Origin of the sequence: Flavobacterium cerinum, from assembly GCF_024496085.1 — a bacterium.
GTDB lineage: Bacteria > Bacteroidota > Bacteroidia > Flavobacteriales > Flavobacteriaceae > Flavobacterium > Flavobacterium cerinum_A.
On the sequence record NZ_CP101751.1, the window covers coordinates 3,319,914 to 3,335,621 of the forward strand.

Below are 15,708 nucleotides of genomic sequence, written 5' to 3' on the forward strand. Positions count from 1 at the left end.
AAGAAGCGTTTCGTAAATAAGCTTTAATTCAATAATTAAACCTTTGCTTTTAGTAGTTTATTAATTCGCACCAACAGTACCGCCGGACTAACCGGTTTGGCCATAAATTCGTTGGCACCGATATCAAAAGAATCCAGTTCCGTTTGTTCCACACCGGATGAAGTGAGTATGATAATCGGAATGTCCGAACTGATGTGTTCTCTTACGTATTGCGTAATTTCCATTCCGCTTATACCGGGCATATTAATATCGGTCAACACCAGATCATAACTATTGTTTTCGATGGCGTCCAATGCATCTTTTCCGTCCGAAAACTGATCAACTTTATATCCTTTAGATTCTAAGAAAAAAGATAAAGATTTGCGTAGGATATCGTTATCTTCGGCTAAAACTATTCTCATTATTTACTTTTTTGGGGCTAAATTTTGGTCCGAAATTACACGTTGTACGATCAGACCAGCTGTATTTTATATTAATTCTTTTAAATAATCGACAACCTCTCCGATTCCGTTGTGAAGGGTGTTTATTTCATCCTCCATTACACCGGAAAAAGCATCCGATCCGGCTTCTGCTTCGATAACCGACAAACAGTTACTAAGATCCGCCAGCATAAACATATCCAGGCTGGATTTCATATTATGGGTCAGTCGCTTAATTCTGTCGCTGTCTTTAGCTGCAAAAGCTTCCTGAAGTTGTGCCACGTCGTTCGGAATTTTTTCTATAAAAAGTTGTATTATTTCCTTTCTGAAATTTTGATCACCACACGAAGTTTCATCAATAAAAGACAAATCCACTTTTCTTCTGCGGTTCAGTTTATTATCAGGACTTAAAGCCACTCGTATTGCCTCTAAAAGTACCGCCTGTTTAAACGGTTTCGGCACATAGGCATTCATTCCGGCATCATAACAACGTTCCTGTTCACCTATAAGGGAATGGGCTGTCATCGCTACAATCGGAATAGTTGAATTCATTTCTTTTCTGATATATTCCGTTGTCTGATAACCGTCTTTAACCGGCATCTGAAGATCCATTAATACTAAATCGTAGGTATTTTTAGACAAAAGCGCGATACCTTCTTCGCCGTTTTCAGCGATGTCCAAATCAAAACCGAAATTATGGATGACACTTCGAGCCAGTTTCTGGTTTAAAACATTGTCTTCGCAAAGCAATATTTTAAGTCTTCCCAAATGTTCTTTCTCTTTTTCATCTGCTTTTACTTCAATCGAATCCGCTTTTTTATAAGTCAGCGTAAAGAAAAATTCAGAACCTCTTCCAACTTTACTTTTCACCTGAATCTGGCCCTCTTGCAATTCAATCAACTGTTTTACAATACTTAGTCCGAGACCGGTTCCGCCAAATCGACGTGTCGTACTCTCTTCCGCCTGCGTAAAACGTTCAAAAATGGTTTTCAACTTATTCTCCGGAATACCGATACCGGTATCTTTAACCGAGAATTTAAGTTCATAATGATCTTCCGTTTCCTCGATCAATTTTACCGCAACGGTAACATCTCCGTCTTCTGTAAACTTAAGCGCATTACCCACAAGGTTTACCAATACCTGATTCAGTCTTCCCTGGTCGCCTATTACATATTCCGGTAAATCGGCATCCAGATAAAGGTCAAATTCGATATCTTTCGGAACCTTAACCTTTAACAGACTATAGACATGCTTTAGTGTTTTTCTTAAGCTAAACAGCTCATTTTCAATTGTTAAATTTCCGGATTCAATTTTAGAAAGATCCAGAATATCATTGATAATCAATAGTAGATTTTCTCCGGCTATCTGAACACTGTTTATATAATCGTGTTGTATTTTATCCAGTTGGGTTTGTGCCAGAAGATCCGTAAAACCGATTATGGCATTTAACGGTGTTCGGATTTCATGGCTCATGTTCGCCAGAAAGCTATCTTTTGCTAAAACCGCTCTTTCCGCTATTTTCTTTTGAGCAGCGAGCTCTAAGTTTTTCGTTGTCAGTTCCAATTGGTTGATCACGTGTTTTGCGACAATCGAAAGTGCATTCCGTTGGTTTTCGTTTAGCTCTTTCGTCACATGATCAATTGCGCAAATCGTTCCGATATTATACCCATCCGGTGTTGTAAGCGGAATACCGGCATAAAACCGGATTTTAAAACCACCGGTCACATTCGGATCGTCTTTAAATCTATCGTTTAAAAAAGTATCATTTATTTCAACCATTTTGGTTTCCATAATGGTATACTGACAGAATGAAATTTCACGCGGCACTTCCGTTACTCCGATACCGATTTCCGATTTAAACCATTGCCGGTTTTCATCTATAAAAGAGATATGAGCGATAGGCACTCCACAGATATAAGAAACCAATTTTGTGGCATCATCAAAGGCATTATCCGGTAATGAATCCAGGATATTATAGCGTTTTAAAGCGGCTAAACGCTCCAGTTCGTTATTCGGTATAGGGAATTGTAGATTATTCATTGTATTTCTGGGGAAAATGCATAAATACAAAAATAATCTGACATAAACGTTACAAAACAGACAGGTTAATGTCTCCTTTTCGCCTTAATAAACAACAAATAACAACACTTCTCAAAATGCCTTTGCAAAACATTTAAAAAGTCTCAAAAAATACAATATTTTAACATAATAAAAGATCCTGTACTATAATACCGGTGTTTTATCATTTTCATTTATCTGTGATAAGCTTTTCTCAATCAGGCACTCAAATAAAAATTAAAAATATTTCAATTAATAACTTTTATATCGTAATATTGCAATATAAAAAAACAGATAATGGGCATTACTAAAACAGCTATATATACAGACGAACAAAACAAACTGGCTTCACTACTAAAAGTTTTGGGACATCCTGCAAGAATTGCAATACTGCAATATATAATCAATCAAAAAGCTTGTATCTGTAATGATCTCGTTGAAGAATTAGGCTTAGCGCAAGCCACCATATCACAGCACCTGAAAGAATTGAAGAGTATCGGGATTATTAAAGGAACTATAGAAGGAAAATCCGTTTGCTATTGCATCGAAGAGAAGGTTTGGAAACAAATTCAGAATGAACTTAATCTCTTTTTCAATCAGGAAATCAAAGTAAATCAATGCTGTTAAAGCATTTTTTTGAACACAAACATCGTAATATTGCTATTTAACAATAATTATAAACATCATTTAAAAATTAAACAACTATGAGATTATCAGACATCAAAGAAATTTTACCCGCATTGGATAATGTTGAATTTCAATTAGAAAACGGAACATTTGTACCAGAACATTTCCATGTTACGGAAGTAGGTATAATTACAAAACATTTTATCGATTGCGGCGGAACAACCAGAGATGAAAAAGTTGTAAACTTTCAACTATGGAGTGCAAACGATTATGAACACCGTCTAAAGCCTGCGAAATTAGTAAACATCATCAAATTATCGGAAGAAAAATTAGGCATTGAAGATGCCGAAATAGAAGTGGAATATCAAAGTGAAACAATTGGTAAATATGATTTGGATTTCAACGGAAATCACTTTATACTGAAAAATAAACAAACCGCTTGTTTAGCTCAGGAATCGTGTGGCATTCCTGTCGAAAAACAGAACTCCGATTTGAATACTACTTGCTGCTCTCCTGATTCTGGATGTTGTTAAATAGTAACAATAAAGATTATGTATCAGAAACTTACCGAAATCGTTAATCATAAATTGGATAGTAACAACATCACTGAAGAGCGCAAAAAAAAATTACTGCCTTTGATCGATTTTGTACAGCAAAAAGTAAACAACAGGCAGGATATAAACATCATTTTCATTTGTACACACAATTCCCGAAGAAGTCATTTATCACAGATTTGGGCACAAGTTGCATCTGCTCATTATAATATCCCAAATGTACATTGTTATTCGGGTGGTACAGAAGAAACAGCATTATATCCCAAAGTTGTAGAAACACTAAGCAATCAGGGGTTTACCATTTTCAAAATCGCTGAAAATCATAATCCTGTTTATGCTATAAAATATAGCGATAATGCTTTACCTCTAATTGGTTTTTCAAAAAAATACGATAATCTTTTTAATCCTGTATCTGCATTCGCCGCTATTATGACCTGTTCACAGGCTGACGGCGGATGTCCTTTTATAGCAGGTGCAGAAAAAAGAATACCGATCACATATGAAGACCCTAAAATCTCAGATAATACACCTGAACAATTAAAAGTATATGCCGATAGAAGTTTACAAATAGCAACAGAAATGTTCTATGTTTTTTCAAAAGTCAATTTATAGCCGATGCAACCGAAATTAAAATTCTTAGACAGCTACCTAACATTATGGATATTCCTTGCAATGGCAACAGGCATCGGATTAGGGCATTTTTTCCCAAATATTCCAAAAATTATGGATGCTTTATCTGTAGGCACTACAAATATCCCTTTAGCAATTGGCCTGATACTAATGTTGTATCCGCAACTAGCCAAAGTGGATTACACATTATTACCACGGGCATTTAGGAATAAGAAAATAATCGGCCTGTCCTTACTTCTGAATTGGTTTGTCGGTACTGTATTGATGTTTGGATTAGCCGTTTTGTTTTTACGGAATGAACCTGATTATATGTCAGGCCTGATACTGATCGGTTTGGCAAGATGTATCGCTATGGTAATCGTTTGGAGTGACTTAGCCAAAGCCAACAGAGAGTATACAGCAATGTTAGTTGCCCTAAACAGTATCTTTCAAATAATAAGTTACAGCTTTTTAGTTTGGCTGTTCATCAACATATTGCCGACAAAATTAGGTTTGGCCAATTTCAATGTAAGCGTATCGATGAAAGATGTTACGGAAAGCGTACTGATATACCTGGGAATTCCCTTTCTTGCCGGCTTTGTTAGTCGTTATACATTGATAAAATCTAAAGGTGTAGAATGGTATAATAGAAAATTCATACCCGGAATAGCGCCAATTACATTGTATACATTACTGTTTACAATAGTATTTATGTTTAGTCTGAAAGGCGATAAAATAATGGAACTTCCAATGGATGTATTAAAAATAGCAATACCTTTAATCCTCTATTTTGTACTGATGTTTTTTATGAGCTTCTTTATCAATAAAGCACTAAAAGTTCCTTACGACAAAAACGCATCAATCGCATTTACAGCCACAGGAAATAATTTTGAATTGGCAATAGCCGTTTCAATAGCGGTTTTCGGCATTCATTCTCCACAGGCATTTGCAGGTGTTATAGGTCCTTTAGTAGAAGTTCCGGTTCTGATACTACTAGTAAGAGTAAGCTTATGGTTGAAGAAAAAATATTATTCTTAGCGACAATACAATAGCTTTCAGAGATAATAACAAAGAGCTAAAACATCATTTTCACAACATAAACAATTCGTTTTTACTGCATTTATAACCCAAAATACCCTATAACAAAAACGATTTTGTTAAATAAATAAATTATCTTTATGCTCCGTTTTTATCACATCTTTCAATCCGACTAAATCACTCTGTTATGAATATTTCAGCTACAAAAGAACCCAAAAACCTAAATCCGGTAAAACCGATACAAATTACTCAGATTAATTTTAAGAGTATGGAACTTTCCGATACGGTACGAACTAGCGATCCTTTGGAACCAATGGTTTCTGCCGAAGTTCGGGAAAATGTTAACGGTCAGTATATCGATATTAAGATTATCGTTTTAGTTCCGAAAACCCTGTTGGGCGGTGAACCCATTTCTCTTTTTCAGGATTTGGAATCCAAAGAAAACGAACTGAAATTTGTGGTAAAATGCAATAGTACCGAACTCGTTGCCGGTGACTATTACTCCTGGTATGTTAATTATCTTCATCCGCTTAAAGACAGTACGATTAAGATCGACACGATTACAACCCGTATTATTGATCTTATTCCCGGCGATGCCAATCCAAGAACTTCCAGAGGAACTGTGACACATGTATTACAAAGCTAAAACAATCGAAAATCCTTACGTGTTTCTGAAAGACACCCTATGATTTCTCAAAACAAGTTAGCGGTTACTTTTATAGCCCTTTTATTGTCAAATCTTCTTTTTTCACAACAGCAATCGCATTTGGATGCTGTTCTGAAACAGAAAGCACAACAGTATAAGGAACAACCTTATTTTTATAAGGCGCAGCAGTTTTTCATTGCAAAAAACTGGGATTCCACTTTGGTTTATTCGATGAAACAACTGGCTTTGCGCAACAATAATGAGATAGCTGATTATTGTCATTATTTCCGTGGATTTAGCTTTAAAAACAAAGGACTTAATGAAGAAGGCCGTAAAGAGTTTGAAACCATCACAAAAAATTTCCGGTTCAATTATAAAGTCAGTCTTTATTTGGGTGAAATAGCACTTGAAGAAGGAAATTATCAAAAAGCTATTGCTTATTTTAAAGAAATAGACAAGCTTCCTCAAACCGGGCATTATGATTTTAAAAAAGGTGTTGTTTACCATAATATAGGATTATCCTATCTGCATCTGAACAACTTTAAAGATGCAGATCACTATCTTTCTGAGGGATTTTCCTTATTACAGGCTGAAAAAGATACCGTATCGCTAATCGGTGCCTATATGAGTATCGCTAATTTATATTACGAACAATATAAGGATGATATGGCCATTCCGTATTTTAAAAAAGCATACGATTTTTCAAAGAAGACAAACAATCCGCAGTTAAAAATGAATACGGCTCTAAATATGGCTGTTGTGGCGGAAAATAATAAGGATTTTACCAATGCTCTGATTTATCGGAAAGAATACGAAAACTGGCGGGATTCACTTAATGATCAAAATAAAATATGGGCCATTGCCGATCTGGAAAAGAAATTTATGGTCACTCAGAAGGAAAAAGAGATTGATATTCTGGAAGCCGAAAATAAACTTAAAATCGCCGAAAGAAACGGTTTTTTCTATTCTTCTGTCCTCCTACTTATTCTATTTGGGACGGGTATTTACTTTTACCGTCAAAAAAGCAAAACCAACAAAATTATATTATCACAAAAAAACGAACTGGATGAACTCAATGCGGCAAAAGATCAGTTGTTTTCAATCGTCAGTCATGATTTACGATCCTCTGTAAACGCATTAAAAAACAGTAATAATAAACTTTTGACCAGTCTTGAAAAGAAAGAGTATAACGAACTTGACAAGCTATTACATCATAACAACTCCATTGCGAACAGTTCCTATAATCTATTGGACAACCTATTACATTGGGCGCTGATGCAAACCAAACAATTTTATTTCCACAAAGAATCCGTACATCTGCATTCGATCGTACAACAGGTAGCCTATAATTATACTCCGTTAATGACCGATAAAAATATTCATTTTGAAAATCAGGTTCCCAAAAGTATTTTTGTATTCGCCGATCAGAGTTCATTAAAAATAGTTTTGCGCAACCTTTTGGATAACGCCATTAAGTTTACCCGCGAGAAGGATCATATTACAATTACAGCAACAATTTCGGACGATTATTGTACACTTATTGTAGCCGATTCCGGAATCGGGATAAAAAAAGAGTTTCTGGAATATCTGAATAGCGAAACCGATACCGTTTCAAAAAAAGGAAATCATGAAAAAACCGGTACCGGTCTGGGAATGCAATTATGCCGAAGTATGATCAAAAAAAATGATGGTCAATTTCATATCGAAAGCGAGGAAAATAAAGGAACTGTAGTTCGTATACAATTACAAAAAGTAAAGAAAAATGAATAATGTTAGCGTATTGATCATTGAAGATACTCCGGCGGAAAGTGATGCTTTGGTGAAAGTGCTTACCGAAAATAATTATACTATTGCCGGTGTAGCCCGAACCTTTAGTGAGGCTTTATCGCTGTTTTATCAAAACACAGTCGATATTGTCATTATTGATGTCTTTTTAAACGGAAATCCCGACGGTATTGCTTTTGCCGAAACGATCAACATCACTCCTTCTGCATCAAAACCTTTTGTTTTTCTTACGAGTTCTAACGATCGTCAGATTTTTGAGCGGGCTAAGCTCACAAAACCTTTTAGCTTTCTGCTTAAACCTTTTAACGAACTGGAAATTTTATATGCGCTGGAAATAGCCATCGAAAAGTTTTACGAGCAAACTGATGTTTTTTTAAGTGAAGATCAGGATACCGTGATTAGCAGTGATTCTCTTTTTATCAAAAAGAAAAATGCTCTTAAAAAAGTACGCATCGACGACATCATTTATATTGAGGTGGAAGAACGGTATTGCAACATTATTACCGAACACGAAAAGTTTGTGATTATGATTTCCCTTACCCGATTGAGCGAACTACTGGAAAGCAGTAAGTTTGTGCGTACGCATCGAAATTATATTGTCAATACCGGCAAAATCGAAGCCATTATGCTTACCGAAAATCTTGTCATCTTACAGGGTAATCACAAGGTAACGCTAAGCGACAAACACAAGGATTTTCTAAAGAAATTCAATATCCTGAAATAAACTTTCCCTACAATATTTAAACGCTTCCCATCCGGAAGCGTTTTTTATTTGCTTTTTCCATACCGGGATTTTTCAACTTCATGTCAATAATTTTCCCTCTCATACCATTTCTTTAAAAAAGCCTTTATAACACCTGTAATTTTAATATCAGAAAACAAAAGAAAGCTAGCAGATTTTGTGTTTCCGGGCTTAATCAGAATCCTTTTTCATACAAGCTATGGAACTGTATTTTAATAAGCCAACCGATAGAAAACACAGGGATGTATGCCGAAAAACCCTAAAAAAGAGTAGGCCGCTATAAAACCAACAAAATCATGTCAAAAATAGCAATAGTAGAAAATGGTGCCGTATATGAAGGATACGACAACATAAACGCAGTCGATTGGTGTAGTCCGTCCTTTTTAGGGTGTAGTGCTTGTGTAACAGCCTCAGCCGTAAAAGGGACAGTAACCATTATCGTCGGATTAAGAACCCCTTTCGGAAATGTAAGTAAAGCTTTTAATCTTAATGCAGATGTAAGCTACACATGGCAGCCTTTATCGAAATTTAAAATCACAATCAACATCACTAACTTTAATGAAGCCGGTGGTGTTTTTAGTTTTGATATGGGACTAAATCCTTGTATTGATATACCGTTATTAGGATGGAAATGTTTTGTATTTAATCAGCATTTTGATGTTCCGTTACTTCTTACCGGTATCCAAAACGATATCGACGACAGTCAATTTGCCAGTGTTCTGGCTTTCCATTCCGGAAACGGATTTAACGATGCCAGCGGTTCGTCTTTATTAAAAGGTGATATTTACAACGATTACCTGAATCAGAGTAACGTTGTTGTTACAATACCTCCTTTCTGCGGACCAACCATGCCTTGTATACCAACCATGCCTCAGATCTGTAATGTAACGAATACTAACATACCTACGATTCCCGTAGCGTCTTGTATTCCGATACCTACAAGACAATGTGTTCCAACAATCACTTCGTGTGTAACCGGAATACCTTTTATTTGCAGAGGTGCTGCAACCGATTATCCGACTACTTTACTACCGGGTTGTCAACACGTTACTACACTGTTACCGGGATGCCAGTCGGGCGAAACACTGGACATGCAAACCAATGCAAACGATATACCAACACTTCCGGTAGCTTCTTGTATTCCGACAAGACAGTGTGTACCAACAATTACATCTTGTATTACAGGAGTACCGTTTATTTGCAACAGTATCGCGCAAGGTGGCTATCCGACTACTTTATTGCCGGCTTGTCAACATGTGACAACACTATTACCGGGTTGTCAGTCCGGCGGCGTAAAAGGACTACAGGCTAATGCTAATGAAAGTGCCGCAAATACAGCTGCGATTCCGACACTTCCGGTAGCTTCTTGTATTCCGATACCGACAAGACAATGTGTACCGACTATCACATCTTGTATTACAGGAGTACCGTTTATTTGTAACAGCATCCCACAAGGTGGTTATCCGACTACCTTATTACCGGCCTGCCAACATGTAACGACTTTGTTACCCGGTTGTCAATCCGGCGGTGCACAGACTGAAAATGCAGCTGTACCAACACTACCGGTGAGTCAATGTGTAAATACCGCTTCTTGTTATCCGACATTATCTTGTCTTCCGACAATTAGCTGTACCGGAATTCCATTTGTTTGTTAATACTACTTTGTTTTCTTTACCGCAGGGCCTAAACCCTGCGGTAATTCTTTAACCCTAACTTCCCTGATTATGCAAATAACACCTGAAAACATATACCGCTTTTTACACAAACGCCAACTTATTGACAGTGCTGCCGTTGTAAAGGGAAATTTTACGGTACTACCGGCCAATACCCGAAATAGGATTTTGAAAGTAATAATTCAAAAAGAAAATTCAGTATTTGTTAAGCAAATGGAAAAAGATCCGGTTTCTGTAAGTCAGTTTCAAAGGGAAATAAATGCCTATGCTTTATTTAAAAATAATCCCGAGTTTTCAAATCTGGCAAGCCTTGTCCCCGATCTGCTTGATTATGATGATGACAATATGATTTTAATTACACGACTATTGCCTGATGCCAAAAACGTATACGAGTATTATATGCTCTCTCAAAATTTTGATACGAACCTTGCCCGAGAGCAAGCCAATATACTAGCTGCCTGCCATATTAAACCCAATACCAACACCGATATTTCCGGCTTTCCGAAAATCTTACCCTGGGTACTCCGGTTGGATCAATTTAATGCTTCTGATTTTTTTGTAGGCAACCAGGCCAGTACCGAAATAATACAATTGATTAAGGATAACAGCATTTTACAAAACGCACTTATCGATCTGGCTGCTTCCTGGGATTATACGCATCTTATTCACGGTGATATCAAATGGATCAATTTTCTGGCTGTAGCCAACAACGATACAACTGTTACTCAAAAACTAATTGATTGGGAACTGGCCGACATTGGCGACCCGCTTTGGGATGTAGCCGGACTTTTACAATCGTACATTTCAGTATGGGTTTTGGGCTTCGACAATAATAATCCTTACAGCAACGAACTTCCGGATTATATGAAACCTTTTGATATGAAAAAATTACAACCTTCCGCTCAGGCATTCCTTCAGGAGTATGTAACATTACAACAATATCCCGAGGAATATCACAGCTATTTTTATGATAAAGTAATGCGACTCATGGCAGCCCGAATCATTCAAACCAGTGTTGAAGGCACTACTTACAACAGTAAAATTGATGCTAATTATATGCGTTGTATTCAACTGGCTTTCAACATCATGAAAAACCCAATGGCCGCTCTTGACGAGCTGTTTAATATAAAAATGTTTCACCATGTTTAACAATAAAACAATAGTAAAAGAATTATCCCGGCTAATTGATCAGATCAAAATAACGGAAACGTATATCGATTTCAGAGGAAAAAAGCACCTTATCACTAATGGCAATACCATTACACTACTGACCAATTTGCTCTATTCGGGATGCTATATGCTAAAAGAAAAATACCAATCGGAATCCTTAAACTATCCGGAGCCGTTTAAGGAAGATAATACTGATTTTATCAATCTTCTTTCACAAAACAATCAGAGCCGGGAAACAACAGAACCGGGATGGAAAGTGAACGATACCTATCCTAACGGTTATATTGCGATCAGTAGAAACTCCGAAAACAGAATCACTCCATTATCTGCTATAAAGGCACAAGACCCTGAAAAACAAACCGTTTCCGTATTTTTCCCGAAAGAAGACCGATACCGGCAACCTACTTTTTATTATGCTTTTAGCAATACATTTATCGATACGTCAAAAAAACTGGTTCGCATTTACTGGAATATTACTGACAAAGGTGCGCCGGTATTACTTCATACCATTACAACAACGTTAAACCACTATAATATCCCGTTTCTTTTTAAATGCCTGAATCGTCCCGATCTCTATTTTCGTCGTGATGCCGCTGTTTTATATCTGGATGATGATCATATGCCTCTAATGACACTTATTCTTCCGGAAATAGCCAAAAAAGTAAAAAACTATCTGGAAGATGATGTTCCGCTTTTCTCGTTTCGTTACAGCAAAGGGATTGGTATCGCTGAAAATCCGGGTATTCAGGAAAGCTTTGGTATGAATCGGATGACTTTGGTAGCCGAAGCAGTACTTCAGGCCACTTTAAAACAATCCGCTAACGATGTAACCATCCGGGAAATTGCCGCGGCATTTCAAAAAAAGGGTATTAGCCCATCTGCCCCACATCTCAATAAAGGATCAAAAATCCTGTTCAATTAAACCTAAACATTATGACCCCTACTAATAAAGATATTTACCTTGACACCGCCTGGGATATAGCCTGCGAGCTTATGAAAAGTGCTATATGGCATCATGATTCCTGTACCTGGCAAGGTTATTCCATGGAAGCCGTTAACGGAAAATATGAAGGCATTATTAAAACTTTCGGACCTGATATTTATTCCGGAACATCCGGTATTGCTTTATTTTTAACGGCCTTATACTCGGAAAAAAAAGATCCTGTTTTACTCAAAACAATCAAAGGTGCTGTTTCTCAAATCCAATCCATTATGGCAGATGCTCCTAATCATGGTTTTTACTCCGGAAAACCGGGCATAGCCACTGCATTGATCAAAATCGGAAAAACATTAAACAAAAAGGAATGGGTTAAAGAAGGGATTACTTTACTTGAAAGTATCCCTGTTACTTCATTACAATCGTATGAAATAGACGTTATCAGTGGCGCTGCCGGTACGATTCCGGTACTTCTGGATGTTTATAAAACGTATCATAAACCGATACTTCTGGAAAAAGCAAACGCACTTGGTTTGTTATTATATAATTCGGCTGAAAAAAATAAGGATATATGGTCCTGGGCAACTGTTCCTTCTCAAAAAAATCTGACCGGTTTTTCTCATGGATCATCCGGTGTTGCATTAGCACTGCTCCAATTACATGAGGCTACTCAAAATCCGCAGTTTCTGGAAGGTGCCGTAGGCGGTTTTAACTACGAACGACAATCCTTTGATGCTGTTCAGCATAACTGGCCTGATTTTAGAGACGGTGTGACCACATCGCTAGGCAATGTTTGCGGTATGGCCTGGTGTCATGGTGCACCGGGTATAGCACTATCCCGACTAAAAGCCAATCAGATAAAACCGGATACGGCTTTTAAACAGGAAATGCACATTGCTCTTTCGACTACAAGAGATAATTTATATCGCAATCTGATAGATAATCTTAACAACACTAATTATTCGTTATGCCATGGTATTGCCGGTAATGCTGAAATATTAATGGATTGCGGTACCGAGCATTATTCGTTGGCCGAAACGGTTGGTAAAGCGGGTATTTATAAATATAAAGACAACCGATTGCCCTGGCCAACCGGTGTTAATTCCGGACAATATACGCCGGGACTTATGATGGGAATTGCAGGAACCGGCTATTTTTATCTCAGACTTTTTAATCCGGAAAAACACAAATCACTTTTGTTGCCGGGATGTTAATAAATTCCCTTTTAACAGTCGTTGAATAACCCGTTTTTAAAAATTATTATATCAGGTAATCGTTAAAGTAAATTTACTATACGGTTACCTTTTTTCTATAATAATCCTATTTTTTTCGACTGCTATTCGTACGCTCCCTAACCGGTAACCGCTGTAACCGCAATAGCGCTCCGCCTTTCACCTATAAAACTGAATTTCAATACTTATATACAAAAAATACTGAATTTAATAAATATTGTTAGATAAAATTAGTTTATGTTTTTTATTACAAAAAAATGTTAATTTAGGGAGCCCAATAATAATTCTCTAGTCTATGAAATTTACAGTCCGAATAGTATCATTCATAAGTTTACTACTCCCGGTGGTAGCGCTATATTCTCAAACTCCAGGAGGAATTGCCAAACCTACATTATGGATAAAACAACAAGACAATCTCATTGCGAAAAAAACAGATACCTCACATTATTTTAATTTTAATCCGAAATATAGAATCGAGGGTAAAACTTCAAATGACTATAAAAATAAACTCAGCAACCGCTATTCGTTATTTCTCGTATTCCGATCGGAAGAAAAAGAAGAAATGTCGGTGGCAACTCTTAAACTGGGAAGTCAAACCACTACAATTTCAAATAAAAAAGTAGCAACCGACAAAAGCCTTGACTTTAAAAAAGTAAATGCCAAAAACGGAATTGTACTGAGTTACTTCGTCAGTCAGCAAAACAACGGAAAAAAGACGCCTAATTCCCTGACTCTGGACAACCTGAAAAGCTTAACCAATGCTACTTCCGGACATGACTTAATGGAACTTTTATATTATCCTAAAGTACTAAACGCTTTAGAAAAGAAAAAAGTAGAATCCTACCTTTCTGTAAAATACGGAATTTCATTACTGAGCAATACGGATTACATCGACTCCTACAACAATAAAGTATGGGATTATGAAAAGAATTCCGATTTTAACAATCGAATTACCGGTATCGGAAGAGACAATAACTCCGGATTATACCAAAAACAATCCGGAAATGCTGAAAAAGAAGGCTTGTATATCGGTTATGGTACTATCGATAGTACCAATGCAGCCAACAAAACGCAGATTGCCGACAAAACGTTTATGCTATGGGGTGATAACGGCGGGAGTACGGCTCTGAAAAAAAACAAAAACGAGGCCGGTATCAGTAAAATAAAACGAATCTGGAAAACGCAAAATACGCCATCGGATTCTATTTCGACAACCGTTCTGATTCATCCGAAACAAATGCAGATGGATCAAAAAACAGAGAATCAGGAAGAAATATGGTTAGCTGTAGCTCCAAACGATTCGGGTAATTTCGATTATACTACAGCTAATTATTATCGGCCAATAGCCACAAAAGAAGCCACTTTATACTATAAAAATGTTTTTTGGGATACTGACAAAAGCGGAGGTGACTTGTTTACGTTTATCAAAGCACCGTCATTTTTTGTCGTTTACGATGTTATGGAACCGAACTGTGATTTAGCTCAGAACGGTAACATAAAACTAAAAATTAACGGCGGACAAGCTCCTTTTTCAATCCGAATTCAGGCGACAAATTACGCCAAACATTTTACAACAGATCTGGATCGTCTGGATCTGAAAGATATTCCGAATGGTCAATACAATGTTAGTATTACCGACAGTAAAGGTCGTACTCAAACGGATTTAATCGAGATGACGACAATAGCGGAAACCGATTTATCAGTGGCTTCGGAATGGTACCTGGATAAAAACAATGAAGTCGAACTTTTCCCGATAACACCGCATCAGGATGACTATACTTATGAATGGTCGTTTAACAATGGTATTGTATCCGATAAAAAGCGATTTACAGCAACTGAAGCCGGTTCTTATACTCTTCTGGTTAAAAACAGTAATGGTTGTACAAAATCGTTTCCGCTAAAAGTAAAGGCTCAAAATGATTTATCGGAAGGCAATCTGATGTTATATCCGAATCCGATATTATCCGGCCAGCCTTTTACGCTGCGTTTTGCTTTACAGGAAATAAGTGATGCCGAAATCCTGACATATGATCTGAACGGTAAGCTACTTCGTTCTAAAAACCTCAATGCGATTAAAAATCTGGAATATCAGGATACGTTATCGGCTACCGGAACCTATCTGATTATCGTCAATCTGCAAGGCACATCTAAAGTCATCAAATTAATTGTAAAATAATCCGTTTCACGCTTCTTCTAACCCTTTTTAAGCCCCATCCAT

The 15,708-nt window shown here is 37.0% G+C and carries 14 protein-coding genes; 12 read left to right on the forward strand and 2 right to left on the reverse strand.

Annotation, left to right across the window (positions count from 1 at the left end; all coding sequences use genetic code 11):
- Nucleotides 1–35: 35 nt before the first annotated feature.
- On the reverse strand, nucleotides 36–401 hold the full coding sequence (locus NOX80_RS14980) for a response regulator transcription factor (protein ID WP_256550606.1): 366 nt from the start codon (nucleotides 399–401) through the stop codon (nucleotides 36–38).
- Nucleotides 402–467: 66 nt separating this feature from the next.
- Nucleotides 468–2,459, reverse strand: a complete 1,992-nt coding sequence (locus NOX80_RS14985) for an ATP-binding protein (RefSeq protein WP_256550607.1) — start codon at nucleotides 2,457–2,459, stop codon at nucleotides 468–470.
- Nucleotides 2,460–2,774: 315 nt separating this feature from the next.
- Between NOX80_RS14985 and NOX80_RS14990 the strand changes: the two genes are divergently transcribed.
- The 12 genes from NOX80_RS14990 (at nucleotide 2,775) to NOX80_RS15045 (ending at nucleotide 15,666) form a co-directional block, all read left to right on the forward strand.
- On the forward strand, nucleotides 2,775–3,104 hold the full coding sequence (locus NOX80_RS14990) for an ArsR/SmtB family transcription factor (RefSeq protein WP_256550608.1): 330 nt from the start codon (nucleotides 2,775–2,777) through the stop codon (nucleotides 3,102–3,104).
- 77 nt (nucleotides 3,105–3,181) lie between these two features.
- Nucleotides 3,182–3,637, forward strand: a complete 456-nt coding sequence (locus tag NOX80_RS14995) for a DUF6428 family protein (RefSeq protein ID WP_256550609.1) — start codon at nucleotides 3,182–3,184, stop codon at nucleotides 3,635–3,637.
- A gap of 18 nt (nucleotides 3,638–3,655) precedes the next feature.
- Complete coding sequence (locus tag NOX80_RS15000) at nucleotides 3,656–4,270, forward strand: arsenate-mycothiol transferase ArsC (protein ID WP_256550610.1); 615 nt, start codon at nucleotides 3,656–3,658, stop codon at nucleotides 4,268–4,270.
- 3 nt (nucleotides 4,271–4,273) lie between these two features.
- Complete coding sequence (gene arsB, locus NOX80_RS15005) at nucleotides 4,274–5,305, forward strand: ACR3 family arsenite efflux transporter (RefSeq protein ID WP_256550611.1); 1,032 nt, start codon at nucleotides 4,274–4,276, stop codon at nucleotides 5,303–5,305.
- A gap of 187 nt (nucleotides 5,306–5,492) precedes the next feature.
- Nucleotides 5,493–5,951 (forward strand): hypothetical protein, encoded by a 459-nt coding sequence (locus NOX80_RS15010; RefSeq protein ID WP_256550612.1) that lies wholly within the window; start codon nucleotides 5,493–5,495, stop codon nucleotides 5,949–5,951.
- 39 nt (nucleotides 5,952–5,990) lie between these two features.
- A complete protein-coding gene (locus tag NOX80_RS15015) occupies nucleotides 5,991–7,721 on the forward strand; it encodes a tetratricopeptide repeat-containing sensor histidine kinase (protein WP_256550613.1) in 1,731 nt (576 codons plus the stop codon).
- A complete protein-coding gene (locus NOX80_RS15020; protein WP_256550614.1) occupies nucleotides 7,714–8,460 on the forward strand; it encodes a LytR/AlgR family response regulator transcription factor in 747 nt (248 codons plus the stop codon). The genes NOX80_RS15015 and NOX80_RS15020 overlap by 8 nt, the downstream gene beginning before the upstream one ends.
- Before the next feature lie 314 nt (nucleotides 8,461–8,774).
- Nucleotides 8,775–10,133, forward strand: a complete 1,359-nt coding sequence (locus NOX80_RS15025; RefSeq protein ID WP_256550615.1) for a hypothetical protein — start codon at nucleotides 8,775–8,777, stop codon at nucleotides 10,131–10,133.
- 69 nt (nucleotides 10,134–10,202) lie between these two features.
- Nucleotides 10,203–11,300 (forward strand): phosphotransferase, encoded by a 1,098-nt coding sequence (locus tag NOX80_RS15030; RefSeq protein WP_256550616.1) that lies wholly within the window; start codon nucleotides 10,203–10,205, stop codon nucleotides 11,298–11,300.
- Nucleotides 11,293–12,243: a T3SS effector HopA1 family protein gene (locus NOX80_RS15035; protein ID WP_256550617.1), complete on the forward strand. Its 951-nt coding sequence runs from the start codon at nucleotides 11,293–11,295 to the stop codon at nucleotides 12,241–12,243. The genes NOX80_RS15030 and NOX80_RS15035 overlap by 8 nt, the downstream gene beginning before the upstream one ends.
- A gap of 11 nt (nucleotides 12,244–12,254) precedes the next feature.
- A complete protein-coding gene (locus NOX80_RS15040) occupies nucleotides 12,255–13,472 on the forward strand; it encodes a lanthionine synthetase LanC family protein (RefSeq protein WP_256550618.1) in 1,218 nt (405 codons plus the stop codon).
- A 313-nt stretch (nucleotides 13,473–13,785) separates the two neighbouring features.
- Nucleotides 13,786–15,666, forward strand: a complete 1,881-nt coding sequence (locus tag NOX80_RS15045; RefSeq protein WP_256550619.1) for a T9SS type A sorting domain-containing protein — start codon at nucleotides 13,786–13,788, stop codon at nucleotides 15,664–15,666.
- Nucleotides 15,667–15,708: the final 42 nt, after the last annotated feature.